The following is a 17,121-nucleotide window of genomic DNA, read 5'->3' as shown; positions in this document are numbered from 1 at the left end:
GGGGTGGTCGCTGCCCTTGATCTGGTCGACGGCGTGGGCGAGGACGCGGCCGAGGACCGTCATGCCGTCGCGGACGCCGCCGGTCGAGCCCGGCAGGTTGACGATGAGCGTGCCGCCCGCGACGCCGGCGAGGCCGCGGGACAGGATCGCGGCGGGCACCAGCTCGCGTCCCTCCAGCCGGACGGCCTCCGCGATGCCCGGTATCTCCCACTCGATCACCCGGCGGGTCATCTCGGGGGTCTGGTCGGTCGGGGTGAGGCCGGTGCCGCCGGACGTCACGACAACGTCGTAGCCGGTCGCGACCGCGTCCCGCAGGACGTCCGCGACCGGTTCCCCGTCCGGGACGACGACCGGGCCGTCCACCTGGCAGCCGAGGTCCTCCAGCATTGCGACGAGCACCGGGCCCGACTTGTCCGCGTAGACGCCCGCCGCGGCCCGGTTGGACACGGTGACCGCCATCGCCCTGATCATCGCCGTCCCGTCCTGACCGAGGGCCGTCCTGTTCATCGCCGTCCCGTCCTGGCCGAGGCCGTCCTGGTCATCGCCGCCACATCCCGGTCTTGCCGCCGGTCTTCTCCTCGACGCGGACGTCGGTGATCACCGCGGCGGGATCCACGGCCTTGACCATGTCGACCAGGGCGAGCGCCGCCACGCTGACGGACGTCAGCGCCTCCATCTCCACGCCCGTCCGGTCGGCGGTGCGGGTGACGGCGGTGATCGCGACGCCGTCGTCCCGGATCTCCAATTCGACGGTCACGCCGTGCAGCGCGATCGGATGGCACAGCGGGACGAGGTCGGGGACGCGTTTCGCGCCCATGATCCCAGCGATTCGGGCGACGGAGAGGGCATCGCCCTTGGGAATGTCACCGGCGCGCAGTAGCGCGACGCACTCGGCTGACAGGCGGACGAACCCCGTCGCCGTCGCCGTCCGGGACGACACGTCCTTGGACGACACGTCGACCATGCGGGCTGCGCCCGTCTCGTCCAGATGGGTGAATTCGGAGCCCATGGCACTCAAGACGGCAACCTCATGACTTCGACCTGGGAACCGGCAGGAAGGGTTTCGACGTCCTCCGGCAGTTCGATGAGCGCGTTCGCCGACGCGAGGGAGCCGAGCTGGTGCGAGCCTTGCGTTTCGGCCGCCGTGACGGTGTAAGACCCTCGGCTGAACGACAACAGCCCGCGCAGATAGTGGCGGAGCCCAGGTGGCGACTTCACGTCATCGGTGAGGACGGCGCTCACCGTCGGCAGAGGGTCGGCCGCCAATCCTTGCATCGCGCGCAATGCGGGACGCACGAAAACCTGAAACGACACGTACGCGCTTACCGGGTTCCCAGGAAGGGTGAAGACGGGCACACCTTCGAGAAGGCCGAACCCTTGAGGCTTGCCCGGACGCATCCGCACCTTGTGAAAACCCACCGTCCCTGTGCCGGCCAGTACTTCCTTGACCACATCCCTAGTGCCCATGGAAACGCCGCCAGTGGTGACTATGGCGTCGGCCCGGACGAGCTGGTCTTGGAACATCTCCAGCACCTTGGCGGGCTCGTCCTCGACGGTCGCCTGCCGGTAGCCCACGCCACCCGCCTCGACCACGGCGGCGGTCAGCATGTAGCTGTTGGACTCCCAGATCTGGCCAGGGGCCAGCGGCTCGCCGGGTTCGCGCAGTTCGTCCCCGGTGGAGACGACGACGACACGCGGCCGCGGCCGAACGGTCACCCTGGACCGTCCCACCGCGGCGATCATGCCGAGCTGCGGGGCACCGAGCCGGGTGCCCGCGTCCACCACGACCTGGCCCGCGGGGACGTCCTCGCCCGCGCGGCGGATGTAGTTGCCGGACGGCGCGGCCCGCGAGATCCGGACGGTGGCGTTGCCGCCGTCCGTCCACTCGACCGGGATGACCGCGTCCGCACCGGCCGGCAGCGGCGCGCCCGTCATGATCCGGGCGGTCATGCCGGGCCGAATTGCCGACACGCCGGTGTCGCCCGCGACGATGTCCCCGACGACGGGCAGCGCGACCGGGTCGGCGTCGGTGGCCGCCGCGATGTCGGCCGCGACGACGGCGTAACCGTCCATCGCGGAGTTGTCGAACGGCGGCAGCGGAACGGGCGCGGACACGGCCTCCGCCAGCACCGTGCCGTGCGCCTCCAGCAGCGCCAGGTCGAGTGGCGACAGCACCGCGACGCTGCCGAGGATTTCCGCCAGATGCTCGTCGACCGTTCTCATGCCCACCGCCCCAGTGTGACCACCGGTCACGCGCCGCCGGCAGCGTCCGCGGCGTCCTGCCGGCGGACGAATTCGCGCAGCCACGGCATGAACTCCGGCGCCAGATCAGGACGTTCCGAAGCGAACTGGACGACCGTGCAGAGGTATTCGAGCTTGTTCCCGGTGTCGTAGCGGCGGCCGCGGAACTTGATCCCGTAGACGCCGCCACCCTGGTCGGCGGGCATGTCGGCGAGCGTGCGCAGCGCGTCGGTGAGCTGGATCTCGCCGCCGCGCCCCGGCGGGGTCTTCTCCAGGACGTCGAACACCGCGGGGTCGCAGATGTACCGGCCGATGATGATCCAGTTGCTGGGCGCCTCCTCCGCCGAGGGCTTCTCGACGAGGTCGGAGATGCGGACGACGTCGTCCTCGTCCGTCGCCTCGATGGCCGCGCAGCCGTAGGCGGAGACCTGGTCGGGCTCGACCTCCATCAGCGCGATCACGCTGCCGCCGTACTGCTGCCGCACCTCGATCATGCGCCGCAGCAGGTTGTCGCGGGCGTCGATCATGTCGTCGCCGAGCAGCACCGCGAACGGCTCGTTCCCGACGTGCTGGCGGGCGCAGTGCACCGCGTGCCCGAGCCCGCGCGGCTCGCCCTGCCGGACGTAGTGCATGATGGCCAGGTCGCTCGACTCGTGGACGGCGCCGAGCCGTTCGTCGTCGCCCTTGGCCCGCAGCGCCTCCTCCAGCTCGTACGCCCGGTCGAAGTGGTCCTCGATGGATCGTTTGCTGCGGCCGGTGACCATCAGGACGTCGCTGAGGCCGGCGTCGACCGCCTCCTCGACGACGTACTGGATCGCCGGTTTGTCGACGATGGGCAGCATTTCCTTGGGAGTCGCCTTGGTGGCGGGCAAGAATCGGGTACCGAGGCCGGCCGCCGGGACGACCGCCTTGAGCACAGGTGCAGAGTCGGCCATGTAGAGACCCTAGCCATCCGTGAGGACAGCAGCGTGCACGACATCGCTTCGAAGACCGGCCTCCGGGCCGAACTGCTCGGCAGACGTGCGGCGATGCCGCCCGATGCCCGCGCCGCGGCCGCACGGTCGATCCGGGACGAGCTGCTGCCCGTCCCGGAGATCGAGATGGCGGGGACGATCGCGGCCTACGTCTCGATCGGCGCGGAACCGGACACGCGGAGCCTGCTGTTCGCCCTGTGGAAGCGCGGCACGTACGTGCTGCTCCCCCGGCTGCTGCCGGACGGCGACCTGGACTGGGCGTCCTACGAGGGGCCCGACTCGCTCGTCCCCGGGCCGCGCGGGATCCCGGAACCGTCCGAGCCGCCGCGCGGGCCCGGCGCGGTGGCCAGCGCGGACGTCGTCCTCGCCCCGGCCGTGGCCGTCGACCGGACGGGCATGCGCCTCGGACGCGGCGGCGGCTCCTACGACCGGGCGCTCGCGCGTGTCGGACCGGCGATCCTGACCGTAGCGCTCCTGTACGACGGGGAGCTGGTGCCGAATCTGCCGTCGGAACCGCATGACCAGCGCGTCCGCGCGGCCGTCACACCGTCCGAGGGCCTGGTACGCCTCGGCTGACCGGCCCTTGATCGCGGCCTCTAGGGTTGCAGGACGGACGATCACGGCTTGGGTCACCGATGCGCGGCGGTCACCGGCGTCGCGTTTCGCGGACGAAGGGGGCGTGATCCGACATCGCCGGCCAAACGGGAGGTTCGCAATGACGGCGCCGTGGCGGATTCTGTCCCTGCCCCCGATCGGGGAGGACGTCGTCCGGGGGCTGTTCGCGCCTCTGGGCGACGCCGTCGAGATGACGTTTCCCCAGACCAGAGATCGCGCCGGCCTGCTCGCCGCCGTCGCCGACGCCGACATCGTGATCGGCGATTTCACGGGGCGGCTCGCGCTGGACGCCGAGGCCGTGGCGGCCGCACAGCGTCTGGCGTTCGTCCAGATGCCCGCGGTGGGGACGGACAGCATCGATGTCGCCGGGCTGACCGCTGCGGAGGTGCCCCTGGCCAACGCAGCGGGATTCAACGCGCGCAGCGTCTCCGAGTGGGCGGTGGGCGCGGCGCTGTCGCTCTGCCGCAACCTCGCCTGGGGCGACCGGTCCGTACGTGCGGGCAGGTGGCCGCAGATGGAAATGGCCGCGCGACGTCCGCGAGAGATCCACACGCAGCGAATCGGCATCGTCGGCTTCGGTGCGATAGGCGCGGAGACGGCACGGCTGTTCGCGGCACTCGGCTGCAAGGTGTCGTACTGGACGAGACGGAAGCGTCCAGAAGCGGCGGCCACGTACCGCGAACTGGACGACCTGGTGGCGACGTCCGACATCCTCGTCCTCGCCCTGCCTCTGACGGACGAAACCAGGGGCCTGATCGGTTCCGAACGTCTCGCCTTACTGCCGGACAACGCGTTGCTAGTGAACGTGGCGCGCGGGGGCATCGCACCGGACGACGCCGTACTCGACGCTCTGAAATCGGGACGCCTAGCTGGTGCCGCCCTAGACGTATACGACGAGGAGCCGTTGGCACCAGACCATCCGCTGCGTTCCCACGAGGATGTTCTGCTCTCCCCGCATGCGGCGGGGACGTCCGTCCAGTCCCAGATGAACCTTGTGACGCTGGTGCGCGACAACGTGACCGCGGCCGTCCAGGGCCGCGACGTGCGGAACGTCGTCAACGGGGTAAATCCGCAGGTCAGACGGCGATAGTCAGCGTTTCCGACATGCCGTCTCTCAACCGCAAATGTGCGATCCGCCGGTGAATCTGTAGGATTCCTAAACGATCAAGTTTGACGACCCCGAAGGGTGGGATGTGCATCTCGACATCTGGCTACTCCTCGGGGCCACGCTCGTACTCTGCGCCATCGTCGCGGTCAGGCTGTCGCACAAGGCGGGCCTGCCGACCCTCCTGGCGTACATGGGCCTCGGCCTGCTCATCGGCGAGTCCGGTCCCGCGCACATCCAGTTCGACGACGTCGAGCTCGCCGAAACGCTCGGCCTCGCGGCCCTCGTCCTGATCCTCGCAGAGGGCGGCGTCACCACCAGCTGGCGGCACGTCCGGCCCTCGGTGCCCGCCGCGCTCGTCGTCTCCACCATCGGCACGCTGATCAGCATCGTCGTGGTCGGGCTCGCCGCCATGTGGCTGGTCGGCCTGGACTGGCGGCCCGCCTTCCTTCTCGCCGCCGTGCTCGCCCCCACCGACGCCGCCGCCGTGTTCTCGGTGCTGCGGCGGCTGCCGCTGCCGTCCCGGCTGAGCGGTCTCCTGGAGGCCGAGTCCGGCTTCAACGACGCACCCGTCGTGATCATCGTGGTGACGCTCAGCGCGCACACCAGCGCGCCCAACCTCACCGAACTGCTCGGCGTGATGCTGTACGAGCTGATCGCGGGCGGCATCATCGGCTTCGCCATCGGCTGGCTGGGCGCGCAGGGGCTGCGCCGCATCGCGCTGCCCGCGTCCGGCCTCTACCCCATCGCGGTGCTGTCGCTGTCGGTCGGCGCCTATGGGGCCGCGTCGCTACTCCATTCCAGTGGGTTCCTTGCCGTGTACGTCAGCGCCCTGGTTTTGGGCAACGCACGGCTACCGCACCGTCCAGCCACCCGTGGTTTTGCCGAAGGTGTCGGTTGGCTCGCCCAGATCGGCCTATTCGTGATGCTGGGTCTGCTGGCCTCTCCCAGTGAGCTGCCTGCCCAGATCGTGCCTGCGCTCGTGGTCGGGTTCGTCCTGCTGCTGATCGCGCGTCCCGTGTCGATCGTGCTGTCGACGATCGGATTCAAGCTGTCGTGGGGCGAGAAGATGTTCGCGTCCTGGGCGGGACTGCGCGGCGCCGTCCCGATCGTCCTCGCGACCATCCCGATGGTGGAGCACGTCGAGAGCGCCGACCGCCTGTTCGCGATCGTCTTCAACATCGTCGTGGTGTTCACCCTCCTGCAAGGCCCCACGCTGCCGCTGGCGGCGCGCCTGTGCCGGCTGAAGAGCGACGAGCAGACACGGGAACTGGACGTGGAAGCCGCGCCCCTGGAGGAACTGCACGCCGACCTGCTGGAGGTGCGGATACCGCTCGACTCCATGCTGAACGGCGTGGAGATATTCGAGCTCCGGCTGCCGCATGGCGCGTCCGTCACCCTCGTTGTGCGGAACGGGTCCAGCTTCGTCCCGGAGCCCACCACGCCTTTGCAAGCGGGCGACACCCTCCTGGTCGTGACGACCGCCGCCGTACGCGACGCCACCGAGCGCCGCCTGCGCGCAGTAAGCCGGAAGGGACGGCTGGCAGGCTGGTTCGGCGAGACAGGCGCGTGACGGTGCGTTTCCGTGACCAGGCCCTTTCCCTTGCCTGTCAGCTGATGACGGCTCAGGGAACAGACCGGGGGCGAATCCTGTTCCAAGCATCGGTACCATTAGCAGTCGTCTAAAGTGAGTGCCAGTCCGGGTCTGCCGGATTGAGTCAGCGAGGAGGAACCGTGCCGACGTATCAGTACGTTTGCACCGAGTGCGGCGAGCCTCTTGAGATCGTGCAGAAGTTCAGCGACGACGCGCTGACCGAGTGCCCCGCATGCAACGGCAAGCTTCGCAAGGTCTTCTCGGCTGCGGGGATCATCTTCAAGGGATCCGGCTTCTACCGCACCGACAGCCGCGGCTCTGGAAAGCCCGCCACCGCAGGCGCCACGTCCAACGGCTCCTCTGGCGGCTCGTCCTCCAGCGGCGACTCGCCCAAGCCGGACACGTCGTCTTCCTCGTCTTCCTCTTCGTCTGGAGGCGACTCATCGTCCTCCAGCAAGCCGTCGTCTTCGTCCTCCGAAAAGGTCGCCTGACCTTCACGGCCCGGACCCAACCCCGCGTCTCCAACCCGGGGGCCCACCGGCCACCCCCGGCCACACGGCCCCCGGTTTCGCGTGCCCACCCAAACCAGCACAGACGACATAAGTGCCTGGCGTCCACCCACGCCTCCACCGCCCCGCGCCCCACGTAAGCGCTGGCGTCCAACCTTGGGAGCGACGCTCCGCGCACGTCAGGCCCATGCCACCCCACGCCCAGATGGGCGCTGGCGGCCGCCCGCGTAAGGTCTTGCCGCTCCCACGCCAGTGCACGTCCACGTAGCGCTGGCGGCCGCGCACGGTGGCGCTGCTCCGCGCTCTCGTCGGCGCCTGGTGCCCGCTCACGTCGGCACCTGGCGCTCGCTTAGAGATCAGCGCGGTGCGTGTGCACATCAGTGGCCGGGCGCGGCTTGTCTGTGGCGGGGGTTCTCCCAGGTCAGCGGATGCCCTTGCCGGTTAGGCGGAGGTGGGTCTCCTATTCAAGGCCTGCGCCGTCCCTCCGCTTCTACATCTCAAGGGGTAGCCGCAGGCTGGCTCATGCCTCGGCCGGGGTAGCCCAGGTCCCGCCAAATGCCGGACGCGCTTGCGGTGCTTTCTCGCGACGATTGAGTGCGTGGGAGGCGACCGGCATGCATGCACCTCTCCCAGTTGACAAGACTCTCGAATACAGAGAGACTCTAGATCAGAGAAACTTGCCCAAGCGTTGCGAGATTTCGCGATAGTACTTGACATGTCTCGACGTTCGAGACATTCTAGCGAACGCGACATATCTCGATCGCAGAATGCACAGGAGAGGTACATGAGCGAACACAGCCCGGCTCCCCCCAGGTCACGCACCCAGCGCCTGGCCGGACTCATCGCCGGCCGGCGCACCAAGTGGGCCGTGCTGGCTCTGTGGGTCGTCCTGCTGCTCGCCCTCGGCCCGCTGGCCGGCAGGCTCGGCGACGTCGAGAAGAACGAGGCGGCGTCCTGGCTCCCCGGCGGAGCCGAATCCACGCAGGTCGTCGAGCTTGAGGAACAGTTCCGCAAGGACGAGACGATGCCCGCGGTCATCGTCTACGAGCGTTCCGGGGGAATCACCGCACAGGACCGCGCGAAGGCCGCCGCGGACGTCTCCGTCTTCCAGAAACTGCCCGGCGCGCAGAAGGTGCAGGGCCCGTTCCCGTCCAAGGACGGCAAAGCCCTGCAGACGTTCGTGCCCCTCACCGACGAGGACCTCACCAAAGCGGTAGACGAGGCACGTGACGTATCCAAGCGCGGACCGCCCGGACTGACCGCGCACGTCACCGGACCCGCCGGCATGGGAGCCGACCAGTTCGAGGTCTTCGAGACCATCGACGGCTTCCTGCTCATGGCCGCGGGCAGCGTCGTCATCGTCCTGCTGCTCATCATCTACCGCAGCCCGATCCTCTGGTTCGTCCCTGTGCTGAGCGCCCTTTTCGCCCTAGGGCTGGCCCAGTCGCTGGTGTATCTGCTCGCCAAGTACGGGGACCTCACCGTCAACGGCCAGAGCTCTGGAATCCTGACCGTCCTCGTCTTCGGTGTAGCAACCGACTACGCACTACTGCTCGTCGCGCGATATCGGGAGGAACTGCATAGGCACGAGGACCGGCACGAAGCGATGGCGTACGCGCTGCATCGCGCCGCGCCCGCGCTCATAGCGTCCGCCGCCACCGTGGCGGTCGGGCTGCTGTGCCTCCTGCTCGCCGAGATGAACTCCACCGCGGGCATGGGCCCCGTTGCCGCGGCGGGCATCCTCACCGCGCTCGGTGCCATGACCACTCTCCTGCCCGCCCTCCTCGTCATCTTCGGCCGCTGGCTGTTCTGGCCGCTGATCCCCCGGTACGACGCCAAATACCTGCAGCCGGAGGCGTACGAGGCCGAACACGGCGTCTGGAGCCGCATCGCCGGTCTGGTGGGTCGGCGCCCGCGCGCGCTCTGGGCCGCCACCATGCTCGGGCTGATCGTCCTCACCCTCGGCCTGGGTTCGCTCAAGGCCGACGGACTCTCCGACGCGGGGCAGTTCACTGGACGTCCCGACTCCATCCAGGGCTCCGAGGTCGTCGCCCGGCACTTCGCCGCCGGATCAGGGTCGCCGGCCATCGTGATCGGCAAGGCGTCGGCGTCCGACCGGATCGCCGAGACCGTCCGCGGGACGCCGGGCGTCGCCGAACTCGGCCCGGCCGCTACGGCGAACGGCCTGGTCAAGTACGAGGCGACGCTGAAGGACCCGGCCGACAGCGAGGCGGCGCGCTCGACCATCGACCGGCTGCGGACGGCGGCGCACGCCGTCCCGTCCGCGGACGCCAAGGTCGGCGGGACCACCGCGACGTATCTCGACATCAAACGGGCCTCCACCCGCGACAACCAGGTGATCATCCCGATCGTGCTGGGCGTGGTGTTCCTGATCCTCATCGCGTTGCTGCGAGCGGTCGTCGCGCCGCTGCTGATGATGGGCACCGTGGTGTTGTCGTTCCTCGCCTCGCTCGGCGCCTGCGCGCTGATCTTCGACCACATCTTCGGCTTCGAGGGCACCGACGCCGGATTCCCGCTCCTGGCGTTCATCTTCCTGGTGGCGCTGGGGGTCGACTACAACATCTTCCTGATGCACCGCGTCCGGGAGGAATCGCAGACCCTCGGGACCCGCCGCGGCATCCAGCGCGGCCTCACCGTCACCGGCGGCGTGATCACCTCGGCCGGGCTGGTCCTGGCGGCGACGTTCGCGTCCATGGTCACGCTGCCGCTGGTGTTCATGGTCGAGATGGGCTTCGCGGTGGCGTTCGGCGTCCTCCTCGACACCCTGATCGTCCGGTCCCTGCTGCTCCCGGCGCTGTCGTACGACATCGGGCGGCGGATCTGGACGCCGGGCCGGCTGGCCAAGGAGGAACCGGCGTCCGTCGACCGCCCCAAGGTCCTCGACCCGGTCGGCTAGCCCGCGCGGACGGCCGGCGGCGGACCTGCTGACGTGCGCAGACCCCCGGCTTCGGCCGGGACGGGGAAGGGAAGGGGCCCGGCTCAGGCCGGGCCCCTTCTCCGTGGTTATCCACAATTGACGGACGGTCTCCCGGGGCCGCGGCGGGGTGGCTAATGTCGGCGCCATGTCCACTCAGCCTTCCAGTTCCCAGCCCGCCGCCGAGATCGGGGTCATCGGCGGCTCCGGGTTCTACTCGTTCCTCGACGACGTCGAGGAGATGCGGGTCGAGACCCCGTACGGCCCTCCCAGCGACACCGTCGCCGTCGGCGAGCTGGCGGGACGCCGCGTCGCGTTCGTCCCGCGGCACGGCCGCGACCACCGGTTCCCGCCGCACAAGATCCCCTACCGGGCCAACCTGTGGGCGCTGCGCTCCCTCGGCGTCCGCCAGGTGCTGGCCCCGAGCGCGGTCGGCTCGCTCACCCCCGACTACGGCCCCGGCACGCTCGCCGTGCCCGACCAGCTAGCCGACCGCACGTCCGGACGGGAGCAGACCTACTACGACGACGGCGCCGCGGTCCACGTCTCGTTCTCCGACCCGTATTGCCCGGTCGGCCGCCGCATCGCCGTGACGTCGGCCCGCACCGCCGGCTGGGATCCCGTCGACCGCGGCACGCTCGTCGTCATCGAGGGGCCGCGCTTCTCGACCCGGGCCGAGTCCCAGTGGTTCGCCTCTCAGGGCTGGACGCTGATCGGGATGACCGGCCACCCCGAGGCCGTCCTGGCCCGCGAGCTGGCGCTCTGCTACACCCCGCTGTGCCTGGTCACCGACCTCGACGCGGGCATCGAGGAGGGCGAGGGCGTCACGATGGAGGAGGTGCTCCGCGTCTTCGGCGAGAACATCGGCCGCCTCCGCACCGTCGTCGCCGACATCGTCAAGGCGCTGCCGTCCGGCCGCTCGTGCCCGTGCCCGAACGTCCTGGACGGCATCAAGCTGCCCCTGGAGCTCCCGTGAACGTCCGTTTAAGCCGCCTGCGACGGCCGCTGGCGGCGCTGTTCGCGGCGGCCGCCGCCGGGCTCGCCCTCCTGGCCCTGCGGCCTGCGCCGCCGCCGTCCGTCCGCGTCCTCGCCGCCGCCCGCGACCTCCCTGCCGGAAGGACTCTCACCCCGTCCGACCTGCGCCCTGTGAACCTCCCGCCGGGCTCCGTCCCCTCGGGCGCCCTCCGCTCGCGCGCCGCCGGCCGCGTCCTCGCCGGACCCATGCGCCGAGGCGAACCCCTCACCGACGCCCGCGTCGTCGGCGCCGCCCTCCTCCGCGGCTACGGCTCCGGCACGGTCGCCACCCCCGTCCGCATGGCCGACGCGGACGCGACCCGCCTCCTCCACCCCGGCGACCACATCGACGTCCTGACCACCCAGGCCCCTTCCGACCCGCTCGAAGCGACACAACAGCAGGGCCCGGCACGAATAGTGGTCTCCTCGGTCCCCGTAGTAGCCGTCCCACCCCCAGACGAGGACGGCCCCCAGGAGGAAGGAGCACTGATCGTCCTAGCCACAGACCGAGCCCAAGCCGCCGCCCTGGCCGGCGCCGGCGCCCCCCTCTCCCTAACAATCACCACCCTCTAACCAACACCACGCCACACCCGATGGGACGGCGCGCAGGGGTCCACTGCTCGCCCCAGCCATCAACGGAGCCCAGACCGCTGCTGCGCTAGTGGGGTGCCAGCGGTCCATGGCATAACGATCATCGGCCTCTGACCATCGCGGGGCCGCGTCCGTAAGTTCGCACGTCAGAGATCGTTTCTGTCCTGACTTGGCGAACCCCGGACGGTTTCATTACGATCCGTAGCCGTTCCTGCGCAGATCCGCATGCGCACCCCGACATCCCTGGAGCTCGACATGAGTGGATTCAAGACGTTCCTGTTCCGCGGGAACCTCATCGACCTCGCGGTCGCGTTCGTCATCGGAGCCGCCTTCGCCGGCCTCGTCAAGGACTTCGCGAACTCCTTCATCACTCCGCTGATCGCGCTGATCGGCGGCAAGCCCGACTACACCCGGCTGTCCGTCACGATCGACGGCACCGCGTTCCCGTACGGGATCTTCGTGACGTCCGCGATCGCCTTCGCCATCACGGCCGCGATCGTGTACTTCGTGGTGGTGCTCCCGACGACCAAGCTGATCGAGCGGATGGACCGGGGCAAGGAGGCCACCGAGCGCGAATGCCCGCAGTGCCTCGGCGAGATCCCGATCAAGGCCAGCCGCTGCCGCCACTGCACCGTCGAGGTCGTCCCCGCCACCGAAGCCCCGCTTTAAGCCGGGCCCCCGAGCAGGCGCGCGCAGGGTGACACCTCGCGGGGAGCCGTCCGACGACCGCAGCACGCGATACGGGCCGAGACGGCGAACGACCTCAGCGTCATTCGTCGTTCTCGGTGCCGTACTCCCAGTGCCACGGCTCGAACGGGCTGCTGTACGCCCACGCCGGATGGATCCAGCCGTACTTCCCGGCCTTGGCCTCCAACCAGTTGAACTGGACGGACCCAGAGTTCTGCACACCACCGCACAGATCGACGGCCTGACCCTTGCCGTGGTTGCTCGTCCCGGGAACGGCGGCGAAACCCGGCCTCTGCGCGTAGATCCGATGCTGCTCCGACAGGTTCCGGTACGCGTCCGTGACGCACATGTCGCGCCCGAACCGGCGCTTGTACGCCGCGTTCAGCTTGTAGAACGCCTGCGCCGCGTCCGCGCGCAGCTTGTGCCCCTTCTGCGGCAGGACGCACAGGTACTTCGACGGGATCAGCCCGTTCGGGAACTGCTTCGCATCGCTCGAAAGGCCCTTGTCGCAGCCGAGCTGCAACCGCTTGAGGCGGCTCACCGCGAGCTTGTCGAGCATCGCGTTGAGCTGCTCGGTCAGCTGCGCCGACTTGCTCTTCAGCCCGTCGACCTCCTGCTGCAGGCGGGTCTGCTCGACCGCGTTGCGCGACTGCAGGTCCTGAGCGGTCGTGGCGAGCCGCTTCCGCCGCTCCTGCAGATCGTCGGCACGATCCACAAGCGCCTTCTGCGTCTGGGCGAGCAGCGTCACGTCCGCCGTCGACCGCAGCGCCTGGCCCGGATCACCGCCACCGAAGATCGACATCGACCCGGCGGCTCCGCGCTGCTGGTACGACGTGTTCGCCAGCCTCGCCAGCGGTTCCCGGATCTCGTTCAGCTCGGCCTCGGCCGCCGCCAGATCCTTCAGCGTGTCCCGCAGCTTGACCTGTGAAGCGGCCAGGTCCTTCTTCCGGTCCTCCATCCGCTTCGTGGCCTTCTCGAGTTCGGCCCGGGCCTTCGACGCTTCACGGCGCAGCGACTCCAGAGGATCGACCCGACCCTCGGCCGCCGTGGCGGCGCCATGCGGTGAGATCATCGTCATCACCAGGAAGACCGCGGTCAGCGCCGCCGACCGGGGGTTCGGCACGGTGGTTTTCCTCCTGATGCCCAAATGCGGAACAGCGGCAGAACGCTACTACAGGTTCTACGATGACCTGTGCGTAATCGGTTCAGCGACCACGGTGAGCATGCTGCGGTTCGCACCACCGGTGCATCCACCAGACGTCCTCCCAGCCCGGCGGGCACGGCCGCCGCGTCCTGAAGGACGGCGACGGCTTGGGAGTCCTGCTCTTCCGCGGCACCGCCTCCTGCACGGGCGCCCGCTTGGGAGCCTTCGTCCCCGCCTGCGGCTCCGCGTCAGGCGGCACGTACTCCCCGTACGTCGGCTCCCGCTCGGGCGTCACAGCCGGGGTAGCGCTCCGCGCCGACCCCACCGTCCCCGGCCGCTCCCGCACCGGCTCGTCCCGCAACCCGAACGCGACCAACGAGGCCAGCACGACGGGCACCACAAAGGCACCGGCGACAACGCCGATCCGCACACCCCGGGACGACCGCGCTTCCACCTCGTCCTCGGCAGCCCATTCCTTCGGCTGACCGCGATGCCGACCCGTCACGGCACCGAAGCGTACCCACACGGCCCCCACCCGGCCTAGAGGCCAGAGCCCCCATAAGCCAGAGCCCCCATAAGAAGGAGCGCTCAACACTCCCCGTCCCCTACCCTGGAGAGGCCGTCCGCTACGCTCTTGCCGCGAGCGACGACACGCCTCCGTAGCTCAGGGGATAGAGCACCGCTCTCCTAAAGCGGGTGTCGCAGGTTCGAATCCTGCCGGAGGCGCCCTTCTCACTACATGAAGTTTCCCTGACCAGCGCGGACGTCGGTCGGGGCTTGCGGCGGGATGTTCCTCTTGGTTGCGGCCCTAGGCGGTGGGCTACGCTTGTTCGTTCTTAATGCGGTCCCACGGGGGGACCCGTCTCGGGGAGCAGGCGGGTCAGGAGGCGGGGCGGTGCCCGGCGTCCCAGTACATCCGTTCGGTGTCACCGCCCCTGATGGTGAGCGGGGCACCAGTTCTCTGAGGCCAGGTCCTTGACGCTGAGGGGGAGGATTTCGGCGGCGAGGGAGATGGTCTCGTGGAGCATCCGGTAGACGGCCTCGCGCAGCGGGATGTCGCGCCGTGACGGCGACCGCACTAGCCGGAGTTCTGGAGGCGACCTTTGTGTGGTCGACGTTCTCGCTGCGCCGTCAGTGGCGGCCTGAACAGAGGGGCGCTTTTTCCAGTGGCCGCGTTAAGCGGGGCGCAGGTTTTCGGTGCAGGTGGCTGCCTCGGTTGCCAAGCCCCTCTGACAGTGTTCAGTTTCAGGCATGTTGGACGTCCTAGATCCTGGTGATCATTGTCGGTTCTCGGCTCGTCGATGATCTTTCTGTGAGCGACACAGAGAATAACGGCGGCCGCACAGGAATCACCGTCTGAGGATGATGATCAGGAGGACGTTGCCTTGTCGATCATTGAACAAGAGGGGCGTGATCTCTATTTCCGGCAACCGCCAGTTGGCGCGATGCCAGACTCTTTGAGTGTTCTGGCCTGGGCGCCTATCCCGCCATCCAGGCCTCTTTATGACGCGTGAGGGCGCCCCGGCTGATGGCGCCGTTGAGTGATCGCCCCTCGTGGCTGCAAGGGCTGAACGATCAAACGCGGCAGCCCAACGCCCCCGGGGACGCGGCAAGTGAAGGGGGCCTTTCTTGCCTGGAATCGAACCGCGGTATCGGTATGGCCGTGGTGGTAGGTGAGGGATTCGATGTCTCGGGGAGTGTCACATGGGACGATTGATCGCGATGGTGCTGGTCCTCGCGCTGTCACTTGTGCACAGCCCGGTTGCCGCCGCCGACGAAACGCTCACTCGTCCGCTGTATGTCACCAACTTCGGACCGCGGCCGGGCAGCGATCTCGGCCCGCCGCCTGGCGTTTCCGTCTTTGCCATGACGCGGGACGGGCAGGCCGAGCTGACTGGGCCGCTGGTGGAGGCCGGCGGCCAGCTGCGCGGCATCGTGCTCGCTCCTGACGGGCGGCATGCCTACGTGGCGGGCACGACCGCGGGTTCACTGCCACGACTCACCACATTCGCTGTGGGTGGCGACGGCGACCTGACTCCTACCGCTTCGACACAGCTGCACGACACAGAGCCGTTCGGCATCGCTATCGCGCCGGACGGGCGCAACCTGTACGTCACCGGCCTCCTCCGGAATTTGGTCGAGATCTTCCAGATCGCTGGGGATGGCTCCGTCCGGCCGCTGGGAGATCCAGTGACCGTGCCCGTGGCGAGCCCCCGAGGGGTGGCCATCTCTCCCAACGGCCGCTTCCTGTTCGTCAGCCACGGTCGGCCTTCCGACAGCGAACCTGATGTGCTGACGGTCTACGCGCGCCGAGCCGACGGCGGAATCAGTCCGATAGGCGAGCCCGTTGCGGTGGGTGCCACTGCCACGGGGATCGGCGTCACTCCCGATGGCCGCTTCCTCTACGTTGCCAATCACCTGTCGAACTCGGTGTCCGGCTTCGCCGTCGGCGCTGACGGACGGCTGAGCGCGATTCCTGGGAGCCCTTTCCCCGCCTTCGAGCTTCCGACCGACGTCGCTATCACGCCCGACGGCCGGCATCTTTACGTCTCGGCCGGCGGTTCGCACGATCCGGAATTCCAGGGATTCGTTCTCGGATTTTCTATCGCCACCGATGGTCGGCTTACTCCCGTGCCCGGCGGCCGATTCCGTGCCGGGCAGGCTCCGTCCAGTCTGTCGCCGACTCCGGACGGACGGCATCTCGTCGTGTCGAGCCATCTCAGTAGCGACATCACCGTGTTTCGTGTCGCGCGCAACGGCACGCTCGATCGGCGCGGCCCCAACATCCCCACGACCGGCCAGGATCCGGCCTTTCAGGCGGTGACCTTCCGGCCGAACGCCGCCCCCCGTGCCGCCTTCAGCGCCGACCAGGACGGCACGACCGCTCGTTTCGACGCGACCGCCTCGTCCGACCGCGACGGGCGGGTCGCCCGCTTCGACTGGGACTTCGGCGACGGCACGCGGGTCAGCGACGCGGGGCCCCAGCCCGTGCACGAATACGCCGAACCCGGCGTCTACCGGGTCACGCTCACGGTGACCGACGACGAGAACTGCTCCACCACGCAGATCTACACCGGCCAGAAAATCCTCTGCGACGGTGACTCCGCGGCCCGGACGTCACAGGAGCTGGAGATCATGTAAGCCCCGTTATGTTCGCCGTCATGTCTTTCATTTCCTGAACCGGATATGTCGCATGAACGCCGGCTGGTCGAACCCATCCGCTGGGTGGGCGACTAGTTCGCGGAGGGAGACCGGGGTGGGCGACCTCGCGGGTCAGGGCGGCGGCGCCGGTAGCGGTTTCCACGAGGTGGCGGTCCACGGTGAAGCGGTGGACGGGTTGCGCTGCGGACGGTTGCGGACGCGTTCCCATTCGGGCAGCAGCCGAACGATCAGCCCGGTCTGGTCGAGCGCCTCCCAGACGCCGATGGTGAGGTCGGTCGGTTCCGAGTGACCGCCCGGTGTTCTCGGGCTCGTCCAGGCAAAGCGGTGACGGGAGCGGGCTCCTTAAGCACCGTTGGTCAGGCTCCGGGGTGAAGAGAGCGGTGTGGGGGCGTCTGATACGGGATTCGGCCTGCGTCGGCGACAGCGGCCCCTGTTGCGGGCTGGTGCAGTGGCGCGTGTGGATCGACGTGGGGTCAGTGTCGTTCCTTGGGTCGGGGTTGCGAGGCGGTGGAGTGCCCGGTGGCTCGGGCGGTGCCGGGGGCGGGGTGGC

General features: G+C 69.1%; 16 protein-coding genes and 1 tRNA gene. 11 read left to right on the top strand and 6 right to left on the bottom strand.

Going from position 1 to position 17,121, the window contains the following annotated elements; translation table 11 throughout:
• The 4 genes from E1287_RS35940 to galU all read right to left on the bottom strand — a co-directional run.
• On the bottom strand, positions 1-507 hold a 507-nt coding region (locus tag E1287_RS35940; RefSeq protein ID WP_347814002.1), incomplete at its 3' end, for a MogA/MoaB family molybdenum cofactor biosynthesis protein.
• A 31-nt stretch (positions 508-538) separates the two neighbouring features.
• Positions 539-1,009, bottom strand: a complete 471-nt coding sequence (gene moaC / locus E1287_RS35935) for a cyclic pyranopterin monophosphate synthase MoaC (RefSeq protein ID WP_131969744.1) — start codon at positions 1,007-1,009, stop codon at positions 539-541.
• A 5-nt stretch (positions 1,010-1,014) separates the two neighbouring features.
• Positions 1,015-2,223, bottom strand: coding sequence for a gephyrin-like molybdotransferase Glp (gene glp / locus E1287_RS35930; protein ID WP_131969745.1), 1,209 nt, complete (start codon positions 2,221-2,223; stop codon positions 1,015-1,017).
• A gap of 26 nt (positions 2,224-2,249) precedes the next feature.
• A complete protein-coding gene (gene galU, locus E1287_RS35925; protein WP_131969743.1) occupies positions 2,250-3,176 on the bottom strand; it encodes a UTP--glucose-1-phosphate uridylyltransferase GalU in 927 nt (308 codons plus the stop codon).
• 33 nt (positions 3,177-3,209) lie between these two features.
• On the opposite strand from galU, the gene E1287_RS35920 reads away from it, so the two are divergent.
• The 8 genes from E1287_RS35920 (at position 3,210) to E1287_RS35885 (ending at position 12,247) form a co-directional block, all read left to right on the top strand.
• Complete coding sequence (locus tag E1287_RS35920) at positions 3,210-3,791, top strand: 5-formyltetrahydrofolate cyclo-ligase (RefSeq protein WP_131969742.1); 582 nt, start codon at positions 3,210-3,212, stop codon at positions 3,789-3,791.
• A gap of 139 nt (positions 3,792-3,930) precedes the next feature.
• Positions 3,931-4,920: an NAD(P)-dependent oxidoreductase gene (locus tag E1287_RS35915; protein WP_131969741.1), complete on the top strand. Its 990-nt coding sequence runs from the start codon at positions 3,931-3,933 to the stop codon at positions 4,918-4,920.
• 103 nt (positions 4,921-5,023) lie between these two features.
• Positions 5,024-6,508, top strand: coding sequence for a potassium/proton antiporter (locus E1287_RS35910; RefSeq protein WP_131969740.1), 1,485 nt, complete (start codon positions 5,024-5,026; stop codon positions 6,506-6,508).
• 161 nt (positions 6,509-6,669) lie between these two features.
• On the top strand, positions 6,670-7,020 hold the full coding sequence (locus E1287_RS35905; RefSeq protein ID WP_131969739.1) for an FmdB family zinc ribbon protein: 351 nt from the start codon (positions 6,670-6,672) through the stop codon (positions 7,018-7,020).
• 802 nt (positions 7,021-7,822) lie between these two features.
• Positions 7,823-9,955, top strand: coding sequence for an MMPL family transporter (locus tag E1287_RS35900; protein ID WP_131969738.1), 2,133 nt, complete (start codon positions 7,823-7,825; stop codon positions 9,953-9,955).
• Between the two features lie 166 nt (positions 9,956-10,121).
• Positions 10,122-10,949 (top strand): S-methyl-5'-thioadenosine phosphorylase, encoded by an 828-nt coding sequence (locus tag E1287_RS35895; RefSeq protein ID WP_131969737.1) that lies wholly within the window; start codon positions 10,122-10,124, stop codon positions 10,947-10,949.
• Positions 10,946-11,560, top strand: a complete 615-nt coding sequence (locus tag E1287_RS35890) for an RcpC/CpaB family pilus assembly protein (RefSeq protein ID WP_131969736.1) — start codon at positions 10,946-10,948, stop codon at positions 11,558-11,560. Before E1287_RS35895 ends, E1287_RS35890 begins: the two co-directional genes overlap by 4 nt.
• 273 nt (positions 11,561-11,833) lie before the next feature.
• Positions 11,834-12,247 carry an MscL family protein gene (locus tag E1287_RS35885; RefSeq protein ID WP_131969735.1) on the top strand — a complete coding sequence of 138 codons (414 nt, stop codon included), beginning with the start codon at positions 11,834-11,836 and terminating at the stop codon, positions 12,245-12,247.
• 100 nt (positions 12,248-12,347) lie between these two features.
• On the opposite strand, the gene E1287_RS35880 is transcribed toward E1287_RS35885, so the two are convergent.
• Positions 12,348-13,388 (bottom strand): D-alanyl-D-alanine carboxypeptidase family protein, encoded by a 1,041-nt coding sequence (locus tag E1287_RS35880; RefSeq protein WP_131969734.1) that lies wholly within the window; start codon positions 13,386-13,388, stop codon positions 12,348-12,350.
• 188 nt (positions 13,389-13,576) lie between these two features.
• Between E1287_RS35880 and E1287_RS35875 the strand changes: the two genes are divergently transcribed.
• On the top strand, positions 13,577-13,894 hold the full coding sequence (locus E1287_RS35875; protein WP_131969733.1) for a hypothetical protein: 318 nt from the start codon (positions 13,577-13,579) through the stop codon (positions 13,892-13,894).
• A 168-nt stretch (positions 13,895-14,062) separates the two neighbouring features.
• Positions 14,063-14,135: transfer RNA gene (locus E1287_RS35870), tRNA-Arg, on the top strand.
• A 200-nt stretch (positions 14,136-14,335) separates the two neighbouring features.
• On the opposite strand, the gene E1287_RS44275 is transcribed toward E1287_RS35870, so the two are convergent.
• Positions 14,336-14,488, bottom strand: a complete 153-nt coding sequence (locus E1287_RS44275; protein ID WP_165969369.1) for a hypothetical protein — start codon at positions 14,486-14,488, stop codon at positions 14,336-14,338.
• Positions 14,489-15,113: 625 nt separating this feature from the next.
• On the opposite strand from E1287_RS44275, the gene E1287_RS35865 reads away from it, so the two are divergent.
• Positions 15,114-16,550 (top strand): beta-propeller fold lactonase family protein, encoded by a 1,437-nt coding sequence (locus E1287_RS35865; RefSeq protein ID WP_131969732.1) that lies wholly within the window; start codon positions 15,114-15,116, stop codon positions 16,548-16,550.
• Positions 16,551-17,121: the final 571 nt, after the last annotated feature.

Origin of the sequence: Actinomadura sp. KC06 (genome assembly GCF_004348735.1) — a bacterium.
Taxonomy (GTDB): Bacteria; Actinomycetota; Actinomycetes; order Streptosporangiales; family Streptosporangiaceae; genus Spirillospora.
The sequence above is the reverse complement of the archived record's forward strand: the minus strand, read 5'-3'. Positions and strand labels throughout refer to the sequence as shown.

What these genes read in the sequence shown, in the direction of transcription:
- glp (WP_131969745.1), bottom strand. Translation starts at nt 2,223, where the DNA reads ATGAGAACGGTCGACGAGCATCTGGCGGAAATCCTCGGCAGCGTCGCG.
- moaC (WP_131969744.1), bottom strand. Translation starts at nt 1,009, where the DNA reads ATGGGCTCCGAATTCACCCATCTGGACGAGACGGGCGCAGCCCGCATG.
- E1287_RS35865 (WP_131969732.1), top strand. Translation starts at nt 15,114, where the DNA reads ATGGGACGATTGATCGCGATGGTGCTGGTCCTCGCGCTGTCACTTGTG.
- E1287_RS35885 (WP_131969735.1), top strand. Translation starts at nt 11,834, where the DNA reads ATGAGTGGATTCAAGACGTTCCTGTTCCGCGGGAACCTCATCGACCTC.
- E1287_RS35915 (WP_131969741.1), top strand. Translation starts at nt 3,931, where the DNA reads ATGACGGCGCCGTGGCGGATTCTGTCCCTGCCCCCGATCGGGGAGGAC.
- galU (WP_131969743.1), bottom strand. Translation starts at nt 3,176, where the DNA reads ATGGCCGACTCTGCACCTGTGCTCAAGGCGGTCGTCCCGGCGGCCGGC.
- E1287_RS35895 (WP_131969737.1), top strand. Translation starts at nt 10,122, where the DNA reads ATGTCCACTCAGCCTTCCAGTTCCCAGCCCGCCGCCGAGATCGGGGTC.
- E1287_RS35900 (WP_131969738.1), top strand. Translation starts at nt 7,823, where the DNA reads ATGAGCGAACACAGCCCGGCTCCCCCCAGGTCACGCACCCAGCGCCTG.